Annotated in this window: 13 protein-coding genes; 5 read left to right on the forward strand and 8 right to left on the reverse strand. The window is 57.8% G+C overall.

All coding sequences use genetic code 11. The features are described from left to right. Window positions 1–82 precede the first annotated feature (82 nt). A complete protein-coding gene (locus tag DQ393_RS02220) occupies window positions 83–1573 on the forward strand; it encodes an acetyl-CoA hydrolase/transferase family protein (RefSeq protein WP_112340178.1) in 1491 nt (496 codons plus the stop codon). Window positions 1574–1826: 253 nt separating this feature from the next. On the opposite strand, the gene arcC is transcribed toward DQ393_RS02220, so the two are convergent. From arcC to DQ393_RS02250, 6 genes are all read right to left on the reverse strand, one after another. After that, on the reverse strand, window positions 1827–2759 hold the full coding sequence (gene arcC / locus DQ393_RS02225; RefSeq protein ID WP_112340179.1) for a carbamate kinase: 933 nt from the start codon (window positions 2757–2759) through the stop codon (window positions 1827–1829). Window position 2760: 1 nt separating this feature from the next. After that, window positions 2761–3762: an ornithine carbamoyltransferase gene (argF, locus tag DQ393_RS02230; RefSeq protein ID WP_112340180.1), complete on the reverse strand. Its 1002-nt coding sequence runs from the start codon at window positions 3760–3762 to the stop codon at window positions 2761–2763. Window positions 3763–3779: 17 nt separating this feature from the next. Beyond that, window positions 3780–4997 carry an arginine deiminase gene (locus tag DQ393_RS02235; protein WP_112340181.1) on the reverse strand — a complete coding sequence of 406 codons (1218 nt, stop codon included), beginning with the start codon at window positions 4995–4997 and terminating at the stop codon, window positions 3780–3782. A 14-nt stretch (window positions 4998–5011) separates the two neighbouring features. Then, window positions 5012–6478, reverse strand: a complete 1467-nt coding sequence (gene arcD, locus DQ393_RS02240) for an arginine-ornithine antiporter (RefSeq protein ID WP_210209404.1) — start codon at window positions 6476–6478, stop codon at window positions 5012–5014. A 165-nt stretch (window positions 6479–6643) separates the two neighbouring features. Beyond that, window positions 6644–7138: an NUDIX domain-containing protein gene (locus DQ393_RS02245; RefSeq protein ID WP_112340182.1), complete on the reverse strand. Its 495-nt coding sequence runs from the start codon at window positions 7136–7138 to the stop codon at window positions 6644–6646. Window positions 7139–7428: 290 nt separating this feature from the next. Then, on the reverse strand, window positions 7429–7950 hold the full coding sequence (locus DQ393_RS02250) for a GNAT family N-acetyltransferase (protein WP_245430234.1): 522 nt from the start codon (window positions 7948–7950) through the stop codon (window positions 7429–7431). On the opposite strand from DQ393_RS02250, the gene DQ393_RS02255 reads away from it, so the two are divergent. Further along, the gene (locus DQ393_RS02255; RefSeq protein WP_112340184.1) at window positions 7949–8266 is read left to right on the forward strand and encodes a hypothetical protein; all 318 of its coding nucleotides are present in this window, start codon (window positions 7949–7951) and stop codon (window positions 8264–8266) included. The genes DQ393_RS02250 and DQ393_RS02255 overlap by 2 nt on opposite strands. Before the next feature lie 135 nt (window positions 8267–8401). On the opposite strand, the gene DQ393_RS02260 is transcribed toward DQ393_RS02255, so the two are convergent. Continuing rightward, on the reverse strand, window positions 8402–9385 hold the full coding sequence (locus tag DQ393_RS02260; protein WP_112340185.1) for an NAD(P)H-quinone oxidoreductase: 984 nt from the start codon (window positions 9383–9385) through the stop codon (window positions 8402–8404). Window positions 9386–9396: 11 nt separating this feature from the next. Next, window positions 9397–9933 (reverse strand): hypothetical protein, encoded by a 537-nt coding sequence (locus tag DQ393_RS02265; protein ID WP_112340186.1) that lies wholly within the window; start codon window positions 9931–9933, stop codon window positions 9397–9399. 125 nt (window positions 9934–10058) lie between these two features. Here DQ393_RS02265 and DQ393_RS02270 point away from each other — a divergent pair, with 125 nt between their 5' ends. The 3 genes from DQ393_RS02270 to DQ393_RS02280 all read left to right on the forward strand — a co-directional run bounded on the left by DQ393_RS02270 (window position 10059) and on the right by DQ393_RS02280 (window position 12092). After that, a complete protein-coding gene (locus DQ393_RS02270) occupies window positions 10059–10976 on the forward strand; it encodes a LysR family transcriptional regulator (RefSeq protein ID WP_112340187.1) in 918 nt (305 codons plus the stop codon). Between the two features lie 436 nt (window positions 10977–11412). Next, window positions 11413–11667 carry a type II toxin-antitoxin system Phd/YefM family antitoxin gene (locus tag DQ393_RS02275; RefSeq protein WP_112340188.1) on the forward strand — a complete coding sequence of 85 codons (255 nt, stop codon included), beginning with the start codon at window positions 11413–11415 and terminating at the stop codon, window positions 11665–11667. Continuing rightward, window positions 11667–12092: a type II toxin-antitoxin system VapC family toxin gene (locus tag DQ393_RS02280; RefSeq protein ID WP_112340189.1), complete on the forward strand. Its 426-nt coding sequence runs from the start codon at window positions 11667–11669 to the stop codon at window positions 12090–12092. Before DQ393_RS02275 ends, DQ393_RS02280 begins: the two co-directional genes overlap by 1 nt. Window positions 12093–12131: the final 39 nt, after the last annotated feature.

Genomic DNA, 12131 nt, shown 5'->3' on the forward strand with positions numbered 1-12131 from the left:
TCTACCTAGAGGATCGAGATGCTGAGCATGTCGTAAAACTCGGCTCTTGTTCTTGATATCCATGACCTAAGGAAGGATCGCCATGTTTCGCGAGCGCATAAGAAACAGGGAGCTGCTCGAGCGCATTGTCAGCGCGGACGATGCCGCCCGGTTGATCAAGGACGGAATGACCATCGGCATGAGCGGCTTTACGCGTGCGGGCGAGGCAAAGGCCGTGCCCATGGCGCTTGCCAGGCGCGCCAAGGATGAGCCGCTAAAGATCACACTGATGACCGGCGCATCACTGGGGAACAATCTCGACGGGGCCTTGGTCGAGGCGCATGTGCTTGCCCGTCGACTGCCCTTTCAGTCCGATCCGGTTCTGCGAAACGCAATCAATGCCGGCGAAGTCATGTTCATCGATCAGCATCTGTCCGAGACGGTGGAACTTCTTCGCAGCCGGCAGATTTCGCCGGTCGATATTGCCGTGATCGAGGCGACTGCCATAACCGAAGACGGCGGGATCATTCCGACAACATCGGTCGGCAATTCGGCAAGCTTCGCCATCCTGGCCGAGAAGGTGATCGTCGAAATCAACCAGTCGCAGCCACAGGAATTGGAAGGGCTGCACGACATCTACATCCCGACGCGTCGACCAAGCCGCGAAGCAATTCCGGTCATGACGCCAAGCAGCCGGATTGGCGTTCCTCTCATTCCGGTTCTCCCGGAGAAGATCGCCGCCGTTGTTGTCACGCATAACAGCGACAGTTCTTCGACCATTCAGCCGCCCGATGCCGAAACGCGAGCGATTGCCGGACATCTGACTGAATTCCTGATGCATGAGGTCAAGCTCGGACGCTTGAGCCAAAGCCTGCTGCCGCTTCAGGCCGGCATCGGCACGATCGCAAATGCCGTACTCCACGGTTTCATCGATACGCCGTTTCACGATCTGACAATGTATTCCGAAGTTCTCCAGGATTCGACCTTCGATCTGCTTGACGCCGGAAAGCTCACATTCGCATCCGGTTCCTCAGTGACCCTGTCGGCCGACAAGTATCGCAAGGTCATTCCAGATATCGCAGCGTATAAGTCGCGGCTGATCCTGCGCCCGCAGGAGATCAGCAATCATCCGGAGGTCATTCGTCGCCTCGGGATCATCGGAATCAATACCGCGCTGGAGTTCGATATCTACGGCAATGTCAATTCGACCCATGTCGGTGGCACGCACATGATGAACGGTATCGGCGGTTCCGGCGATTTTGCCCGCAACGCCTATATGTCCATCTTCGTCACGAAATCGACGGCAAAGAACGGTGCGATTTCAAGGGTCGTGCCCATGGTCAGCCATGTGGACCATACCGAACACGACGTCGACATACTGGTGACGGAAATCGGGCTGGCTGACCTTCGTGGTCTCGCGCCGCGTGAACGCGCCGCCACAATCATCGGCAACTGTGTACACCCAGCCTATCGCGAGGCCCTGTCCGACTACCACAAAAGAGCTCTTACCCGAGGTGGACAAACCCCACACGTCATCGAAGAGGCACTCAAATGGCACAGCTCACTGCGCGAAATCGGTCGAATGCTGGCTTAGCTTGGATATCGAGGATCATTTATTCACGATCGGCCTCTGATGGGCGCCTCCTCTAAATGGTGATCAACGTCTCCATTCTGGCACACAGATGCCGTCGGGGGCCTCCACCCCATCAGAGCCGTTTTGAGTTCGCTCCAGCGGCACACCCCTGCGGAAACAGGGAGTTTTTTGAAATCGGAGCGTCGACGCACGCGATATTGATCGTTGCCGCGCGGGAGATCGAATCTTGCATGCGGAATGAATCGGCTTATACCTACTGCCTTTTGCAACCTTTTGCCGATAGACGTGGGTCGAGCACGGTTCCTTTTTCGCCGCGGACGATGGCGCCCGCGTCCTCCAACCTGCCGATGCCGGCCGGTCTATCCATTTCTTTTGCGAACCGGATCGCGGCGGCGACCTTCGGCGCCATCGAGCCTGGTGGGAACCTCATGTCAGATAACGTCTCCGGAGCAATGCGACCCAAGCTTTGAGCCTTTGGTGTCCCGTAGTCCAGATAGACTGCATCGACATCTGTCAGAAGCAGCAACATGTCGGCATTCAGCTGCCTTGCCAGCAGCGCACTGGCGGCATCCTTGTCGATCACGGCTTCTATCCCGGTAAGTCTGCCATCAGCCTGCTCAATCACGGGGATGCCTCCGCCGCCGGTGCAAATGACGGTCACGCCGTGATTGACTAGCAAGGCGATGGTTTTCGCCTCGACGATTGCCAAGGGTTTTGGCGAGGCGACGACGCGCCGCCAGCTCTCACCGTCTGGCGCAATCCTCCAACCGCGCTCTCTGGCGAGCCGTCGCGCGGTCGCCGCATCGTAAACCGGCCCGATGAACTTGGTCGGTTGTGAAAAGGCGGGATCGGTCGCCTTCACCCGCGCCATGGTCAGCAAGGTTGCAATTGGGTTGTTCTCCAGGAGATTTCCGAGCTCCTGTTCGATCATATAGCCAATCATCCCCTCTGTTTCGGCGCCCAGAACATCCAAGGGAAAACCATTGCCGTTGGAGGCTTCTGCCTGCAGAGCAAGGAGCCCGACCTGGGGACCGTTGCCATGAGTGATGACCAAAGAGTGACCGGCATGAATGAGATCAGCCAAGGCGGCAACGGCGATCCGGATATTGGCGCGCTGATGTTCAGCGGTCATCGGCTCGCCGCGACGCAATAGTGCGTTCCCGCCGAGCGCAGCAACGATCAGCATGTCAGCCTCCGATCGTCGCGACGAGTAAGGCCTTGATCGTATGCATGCGATTTTCGGCCTGATCGAAAACAATGGAGGCATGAGACTCGAAAACCTCGTCCGTCACCTCCATGCAATCAATGCCATATTCCTTAGCGATGCGGGCGCCGATTTCCGTCTCGGTGTCGTGAAACGCTGGAAGACAATGCATGAATTTCGCATAGGGCTTTTCGGTCGCCTCGATCACCTGGGCGGTAACCCGGAAGGGGGAAAGAAGCCCGATGCGCTCCTGCCAAGCAGATTCACTCTCGCCCATTGAAAGCCAGACGTCCGTATAGACAAAATCGGCCCCCAGTACCCCTGAGCCAACATGTTCCATCAAAGCGAACTTGCCGCCGCTCTTCCATGCCTCCGATTTCACATGATCGACAAACGCTTGGTCCGGCCACAAAGCCGTCGGCGAGACGAGGCGAAAATCGATCCCCACCTTGGCGGCGCCGAGCGCCAGCGACATCGCCACATTGTCGCGCCCGTCGCCAAGGAAGGCCACGACCATGTCCGACAGATGCTTGTGGGTGAATTCGCGCATGGTCATGAGATCGGCGAGAATTTGCGTCGGATGAGAAACGTCAGTCAGCCCATTATAGACGGGCACGCCGGAATAGGTTTTCAGCGTCTCCACTGCACGCTGCGCGAACCCGCGATATTCGATGGCGTCATAAATGCGGCCGAGAACGCGCGCGGTATCCTTCATCGATTCCTTGTGGCCGATATGGCTGCCGGTGGGACCCATGTAGGTGACGTGGGCGCCCTGGTCATAAGCTGCCACCTCGAACCCGGTTCGGGTGCGTGTCGAGTCCTTTTCGAAGATAAGTGCGATGTTCTTTCGCGTCAGGCGCGGCACTTCGTAACCGCCCAGTTTTGCGGCCTTGAGATCGGCCGCAAGGCGCAGCAGATAACGAATGTCCTCGGCATCCAGATCATCGAGGGACAGAACGCTGCGACCATGAAGATTGATGGGCATGACAAGTTCCTTTGCAACTAAAGGGGGGCACGAGCAATCGGGCACGTCATGCAATGACCGCCACCGCGGCCACGGCTGAGTTCTGCTCCTTCGATGGTAATCACCTCGACACCTGCACGACGCAGCAGCGTATTGGTATAGACGTTGCGGTCGTAGGCGATGACAACGCCGGGCTCGATGGCGATGACATTGTTGCCGTCATCCCACTGCTCGCGCTCGGCTTCATAGCGGTCGCCGCCGGTCGCAACGACACGCAAGCCCTTCAGTCCAAGCGCTTGCGCAACCACGTCGGTAAAAGGAGATGTCTCCTCCCGGGTATCCACCGAACCTTCAGCATCGCCCGGCCGCAGCGAGAAGCTCCGCAAGCGATCGACGACGGGAGGATACATGGTCACCAGATCCCGGTCGCAGAATGTAAAGACGGTATCGAGATGCATGAAGCTGCGATCGCGCGGCATAAGGGCCGCGATGACGCGTTTTGCAATACCGCTTGCAAAGAGATTTTGAGCAAGCGTGCCGACCGCCTGCGGAGTGGTGCGCTCACCCATGCCGACCAGGACGACACCATTGCCAATTGGCATCACGTCGCCACCTTCAAGACTGGTTCCAGTGACCGGGCTCTCAGGCGAGACGAATGTGAAGTCGGCTGCGTCGAACCGAGGATGAAAGCGATAAATCGCTTCGACATTCGCGGCTTCTGGCCGTCGCGCCTGCCAATACATGGCATTGACCGAGACGCCGCCATAGATCCAGCAGGAACTGTCACGGGTAAAGAGTTGGTTCGGCAGCGGTGGTAGGACGAAATCCTGCGGCGCCAGTGTCCGTCCAGTGAGCCCAAGCGGCTCAAATGGCAATTCGGCACGCGCAATGCCGCCGACGAGGTAGGTTGCCAACTGATCGGCTGGCATCTCGTTCAGCCAGCCGCGCAGTTCGTCGACCATGTCATGTCCGACAACGACGGATTCGACGCGGCGATCAAGCAGCCAGCGGCGTGCCGTGGGCAAAGCCATCGTTTCCGTGAGCAATTCGCCCAACGACTGCACAACGACGCCGCGTTCGCGCAAAGCATCGACGAAGATGTCGTGCTCCTGGCGGGCACGCTTGACCCAAAGCACGTCGTCGAAAAGCAACGCCTTGCAATTGTCCGGTGTCAGGCGCCGAAGGCTCAGGTCAGGGCGGTGAACCATGACTTCGCCGAGACGACCGACTTCCGAATGAACCCCGAGAACATTCATGACGCTGCTTCCTGTCAAAACGGGCTGACGATGCCGGCCCAGATTTCGTAGGCGGCAAGGAGGGCCACCGCCACAAGCACGACGGCAAGCACGGCTTCGAAGAGACGGAAGGGCTTTTGACCCGACTCTCGGCAGGCAAGAACATAGAAGAGAATGCCCGGCGCATAGAGGATCGCACACATGAACAGGTAGGCCGGGCCGGCGGCATAGACGAGCCACAGCCCGTAAAACGTTGCCAGTATCCCGACGAGCATTGGGGCCGTTCGCTGCTCACCCGGTGCATAGCTTTCGCCTGATATGGCCAGCTTTGCAGCATAGGCGCCGGAGAGGATGTAGGGCACGAGGATCGCGGTTGATGCGATGGAAAACAACGCCTGATAGGTGCTGTGAGCAAAGAGCGTAACGCCGAGGAACGCCTGGACAAGAAGATTGGTAATCAGCAGCGAAGCCCACGGGACGCCACGGTCATTTTCCAAGGCGAGGAATTTCGGCATGGTTCCGTCCTTGGCCGCCGCAAATGGAATCTCAGCTGCGAGGAGCGTCCAGCTTAGAAAGGCACCGATCACCGAGATGACAAGCGCGATATTGATGAGAGCCGCACCCCAGTGACCGACCACCGCCTCAAGCACCCCGGCCATAGACGGATTTTTCAGGGCGGCAAGCGCAGGTTGGTTGAGGATGCCGAGGGAAAGAAGGGACACGAGCGCGTAGAATGCGAGGCAAGTGAAAAAGCCGAGCACCGTTGCCGTCGCAATATCGCTCCGCCGTTCCGCCCTGGCCGAGAATACACTGGCACCTTCTATGCCGATGAACACCCAAAGGGTGACCAGCATGGTGCTCTTGACCTGGGTTGTGATAGAGCCAAGGCTCGCATTGCCCAGGCCGGTGAAATCGAGCGAGAAGACATTCAGCTTGAAGGCGACGGCGCCGACCCCGACGAACAATACAATCGGCGCGATCTTCGCGATGGTGACGATAAGGTTCGCGACCGCCGCTTGGCGGATGCCCGCGAGGACAAGCGCGTGGATCAACCACAGCAGGATCGATGCACCGAGCACCGCCTGCCAGGTGTTGCCATCGCCGAAGGACGGGAAGAAATAGGATAGCGCGCTGAAGACGATAACCGCATAGGAAACATTACCGATCCATGCACTCAGCCAGTAGCCCCACGCACTGTTAAAGCCGATAAATGGACCAAATCCAGCTTTCGCATAGGCATAGGGCCCCACATCCAGGTTTGGTTTGCGAGTGGCCAGGGATTGATACACAAAGACCAGCGCCAGCATGCCGATCGCCGTGATCCCCCAGCCAATTGCGATGGCCAATGGACCGGCGCCCGCCGCCATGTTCTGTGGCAGGCTAAAGACGCCGGAGCCGATCATCGAGCCGATGACCAATGCCGTTAGCGAACCCAGGCGCAATTTTCGGCTAACCGCCACCGGCTCGGTCGAGGCGACAAGCTTCATGCCGATCGAAGTCATGGTTTTCTCCCAAGGATCAAGGATGTCTATGGGAGACACTGGACACCGGGCGGCGGCGACAAACCTTGATCCTGGTCAAGGCGGTTGTCATTTTTTGCAGGCTTGGACACCGCACCCAGAATGTGGCCTGACAGTCCTGGAGTTCGCCGCAGCTACAATGCGGCATCACCCGCCGTCAGTCTGTTTGGCGTCATATTGCAAGCCTGCGCCCAGCAATCTCTCCAGACTTTCCAGGAAGGGGCGTTGACCACCGATGATCTTTTGGCCTGCCTCGGAAAGAGAGAACCATTCGGCACGATCGATCTCCGGGGAGGACTGGACATGCCCACTTCGTGGCGGCCACTCCATTTCAAATAGATTGCTGCGCAAGCAGGATGTATCGAATACTCCCTCAAGGGCAAAGGCGGTGACGACCTTTCCGCTCTTCTGGCGCAATTCGCCAAGAGGCTGTAGCGCGCCCTCAATTGCACAGCCTGTTTCCTCAATGAATTCCCGTCGAGCGGCCGCTTCAGGTGCCTCATCATCGCCGTATTCACCCTTGGGAATAGACCACGCACCGTCATCACGCTTACGCCAGAAGGGGCCGCCCGGATGGACAAGCAGCACGAATATGCTGCTTCGCGCCTTTTTGTACATTAGGATCCCGGCGCTCTTCTTCATGTCCGATCGTTCCTATCAATGGAACTCCGCATGTCTTTGCCTCGATCCCAAGATTTGACCACACAAGGGCGATTGGATGCAAGGCAAACGAATACGGCACTTAAACCGCCCAACCAGCGACATGCTCTCAGCTCATCACGTCGGAAGCAACCGTCAAATGACGGACGATCGCATTGTCACCCCTGGTCGGGATCAAAGCAAAGGAGCAAGCCCGCAACCGTCCGAGCGGAATTCGGTCTCGAATTTCCGATGGCGGCGATCAACCATGTATAGATAATGAATACCGACAGTCACCGACCAAAATCGCGCCGCAGCACGACGATCGTAGGATCGTCCTTGTCATCATAGGCGTGGAAGGCCATGTCGCGCTCCAGCTCGATTGCAGCATGGTTTTCGCGACTTTCTATGGATTCGATGCTTTTGAAATTATGCCGTTCTGCATAGCGGCAGATGTGGGCCAGCATTTCCCAGCTTATACCCTGATGCTTGTAGTCTTCACGAATGGTCAGCGCGACCTCTCCGCGTTGAGTGTCCTTGCCGACCGCCAGCATCGCCACGGCCAGTAAAATCTGATCCGATGAAAAGGCAAGGAAATTGACGCGCTTGGGATCACTAGCGCTTGTCATTTCAACGAGCCTTTCATGGGAAACGGATTTCATTCCGGATAGGAAACGAAATCTGACGTCGTCTGGTGTAACGTGAGTGAAAAAATCAGCGACGATTGCCTCATCTTTTGGCTCTGCGGCGCGAACGTGAAAGTGAAAGCCGCTACGCGTTGTTAGGTCACCCTTGGTATCTCCGATTTCCATCATGCTTCTCCTTCAGGCCCGCGGAACAACTGTCAATCGATGTCTGGACACGAGCGGTCAGGCGTTGAGCCTAGCAGATTTGCACATATCGACTTTGATCCAGCGCAAAACTGGCCTGCCGATCAGGATCATTGCGCGTCTCTACAATCCTTGGAAATTCTTCGTTGTAAGCGTCCAACGTTCAGCCGTTGCTGAGCCTGAAGAACATCTCGAAGAGTTTTCCCGGAGTGAAAGCGAGTTGTTTTCCAGTCGGAAGACCTTGGCCTGCTCTAAAATGAAGAAGTTCCATAAATCCGACTATGCCGGATTGGATGCCTAAGCCATTGAGAATATGGGATGTAGAGCGACAATCTGGCTGAGATCCGCGTCTCATCTTCGTTGTCGCGCTGCAATGGGATGCGACACGAAAACAGCGGTTCGATTCCTTATCAAGAGCTCACCCCTTCCCCGCCGTTCATCCCGCCTCAAGAACCACCTTCCCAAACCCACCACCTGCTTCCATGCGACGATGGGCATCTGCGGCTCTATCAAGTGGAAAGACTTCCCCGACGAGTGGTCGAAGCCGTCCGTCTCCGAACATCGGTAGCGCGTTCTCCGCAAAACGCCGAACCATTGCCCGCTTTTCCTCGATGGCGCGCGACTTCATAACCGTCCCGATCACCCTCAGGTGCTTGTAGAGCACTGTGTCGAGCGGAATGATCGCGTTGTCGTCCCGGCCCAGCAGCCCGACCTGCACAAGGCGCCCGCCTTCAGCAAGGCTGCGGATATTCCGGGCGAGATAGCTTCCGCCAACGAAGTCGATGACTAGATCGGCGCCGCAGGATCCAGTCGCATCGATGATCTCCGCCTCGAAATCCTGCCGGTGGTAATCCCACACAGCCTCGGCGCCAAGAGAACGAACCTTGTCGATATTGCTGTCGGAGGCGGTTGCGAACACTCTGGCTCCCATCGCCACTGCAAGCTGGACCACTGCAGATCCGATCCCACCGGCGGCGGCATGGACGAGCACGCTCTCCTGTAGTCGTATCTGGCCGAGATGGCACAGAGCTTCGTAGGCGGTAACGAAGCTCTCCATGACAGCCGCCGCTTCTACATAGGACATAGCACCTGGTATGTGGATGGACAGGCCACTGTCTGCTCTGGCAACTTCCGCATAGGCTCCGCCGCCAACGATCGACATTACACGGTCGCCGACGGAAAACTTCGAGACGGCTTTGCCGACAGCGATGACCTCTCCGGCGACCTCGAGGCCGAGGATAGGGCTGTCTCCAAAGGCGCGCGAGCCGTAATGGCCTTCGCGCTGAAGGAGGTCAGCCCGATTGACGCCAGATGCCATGACCTTCACGAGGATGTCGGTCGACCGGAGCTCGGGATAGGGAACCTCGGCAAGCCGGAGCACATCCGGCCCACCAAAGTCGTCGAAGATGATCGCCTTCATTGGTCTTTTCCTTACCTGGCGAGAGCACGGCGTGCGATGCTTGCGGCGAAGAACGGCGTTTCGCGTCGATTGTGATCGCCACCGGCCGCCTGCCGGGCGGCGGCCGCGTCCTCGTAAGTGACGCCGTGCTCTTCCAAAAAGGTCATGAAGGCATCCGTCGGATGCGCGGTCACCCGATTGGTGTAACGCGTCCGGTTTTCGTCGATCTTCTCGGCGATCAGTTCCCAGACTACGTTGACCTGCGTGCGGCCGTTCGCTGTGAACACATCCGAGATGGAGTTCATGCGGCAATAGGCAGCCTCGGCAACCTCGGCGACATAGTGCTGGACGACCAGCCCGGAGCCGATCTGTTCGACGTTGATCGACATGCGGCGCCCATCATCCGTCCACGTGATGCCGGCTGCGATATGATCCGGCGCGCAGCAGCGCAGATATTCGGCTTCCGGCAGCGTGAAGAGCCAATCGGCGATATCGATCTTTTCGAAGGGGACATCGATCTCGGCCGAATATGCCGACTGCGAGAGAATTGTGTCGAGAACCTTGACCATGGGGGACTTCCTTCTGTTGAGTGATGGGCTAGACAAGCGCCCTGTTGACGAGAAGGAATGTGCTCCGGATGTTCTTTGGTGATAACGACCTCAATGCTCGAAACCGTTTTGCGCTGTAGGCAAAGATGAGAGATCCACGCTTTGCCGAACATCTGGCCGTGTATGTCGAGGTTGTTCGCTCCGGGAGCTTTTCAGCTGCGTCCCGTCGGCGTGCGGTAACCCCTTCGGCGATTGTTCGACAGATCGATGCACTCGAGCAGGATCTTGGCGTTCCACTGCTGGTTCGTTCCACCCGGGCCCTTTCCATGACCGATGCCGGCCGGCATCTCTATGACCGTGCCCAGCGTCTGCTCGATGACCTGGCCGACACTCATGCCGAAGTTGCCGCGTTCGACGGTGCTGTCGGTGGCACCCTGCGGATTGCCTGTTTCCCGACGTTCGGCAAACGATACGTCATTCCGATCCTGGGTCCGTTGATGTTCGAATATCCAGCTCTTAGGGTGGAACTCGATCTGACAGAGCGCCTCGCGGATCCCGTGGCCGAAAGACTCGATCTGGTCATCCGCATGGGGGAGCTTCAAGACAGCTCGCTGATCGCCACAAAGATCGCGCCTCTAACGCGGGTCTTGGCCGCAAGCCCGGTCTATCTCGAGCGCTTGGGGATGCCACAGTCATCAGAAGACCTGGGAAGGCACAGACTGCTCGACAAGCTTCACGGCAATGATCTGCTGGGCTGGTCGGATCTGCTGGGCAGCCCAGCCAGCGTTAAGGTCTGCGACTGCGTCGCCTTCCGCTCGGACGACTTCGAGGCATTGAACAGTGCAGCGATCGCTGGAATGGGGATCGCCCTTCTTCCGGCTTGGGTGTCAGGACCATCGATCAAGGCAGGCGAACTGATCCGCATTCCGCTGGACGACGAGGCGTGGAACGGCAAGCCTCCGGGCATCCACCTCCTGCGCGCGCTCCATGAGCCCTCGGCGAAGGTTCGAGTGTTCACGGAGAGGCTCAAGGCCTTTATCGGATCACCGCCCATCTGGTCATGACGCTGTTTGCAAACCCAAGCCCCTCAAAAGTTCGTAGTTTCAAACGCGGGTCGAGCTCGCTTTTTCTGTTGCACTGAAAGTTCGTATCCCTTCACATTAACGGACCCGATTTTGTTAACTGTGGGTGGGTCTTTGAAAAGTGGCCCTACAGCCAAGTGCGGGACGACTGCTCTGCGCCTTTATTTCAGTCACTAAGCTCGGGTCGACATGATTTCAAAGCCTGCCGTCCCGACGACAGTGGCTTCGAAGGCTTTCCGCACTTGTGGGCGTTGCCGTCCCTGAACCTCTCAAATCTTACCCCGGTGGTAATCAAAACGGTGGCCCCAAAACTCTGAGAGACGAGCCGTTGCACCGCTCCCCTTGCGTTTCCGGCTTCCGTGAATTAAATGTAGTTACGTAACCACAAATATCGAGATCACGAACTTTGGAGCTTACCATGACCGTCACCATGCTTTCAGGCCGTGAACTCAATCAGGATCTTGGGCGCGCGAAGCGGGCCGCACAGGAAGGACCTGTGATCATCACTGACAGGGGACGCCCCGCGCACGTCCTCTTGTCGTTCGATGAGTACAAGCGGCTTACCGGCAAAATGCGGACTCTCGGTGATATGCTGGCCGCGCCAGGTGGGGATGACGTTGATTTGCCGCTCCCGCAGCGTACTGAATATGCCAGGCCGGTTGACCTGTCCTGATGCTGTTGCTCGATACCAACGTCGTGTCCGAGCTCCGCAAGGTCGCGAGCGGCAAGGCCGACCCCAATGTCGTGGTCTGGAACGAAACAGTCGATCCGGCCGAATGCTTTATTTCATCCGTGGTTCTGCACGAGCTAGAGATTGGCGTCCGGCTGGTCGAACATAATGACGCAGTCGCAGGCAAGGTGCTGCGCGGCTGGCTGGAAAATATCGTCCTCACGGCATTTTCCGGCCGCATCCTGCCGCTGGACGAGGCGTCGGCCGTTCAGGCAGCGAAATGGCATGTTCCCGATCCCAAGCCGATCAATGACGCCTACATTGCTGCGGTAGCCTTCACCCGGCGCATGATACTGGTTACGCGAAACGTTAAGGATTTCGATGGCATGGGGGTGATGCTCATGAATCCGTGGGATATGCCCGCGTAACAGTTGAGATTCCAGACAAGGAGTATGTCGCGGCCCAAG

Source organism: Martinezella tropici (genome assembly GCF_003287875.1).
Taxonomy (GTDB): domain Bacteria; phylum Pseudomonadota; class Alphaproteobacteria; order Rhizobiales; family Rhizobiaceae; genus Rhizobium; species Rhizobium tropici_C.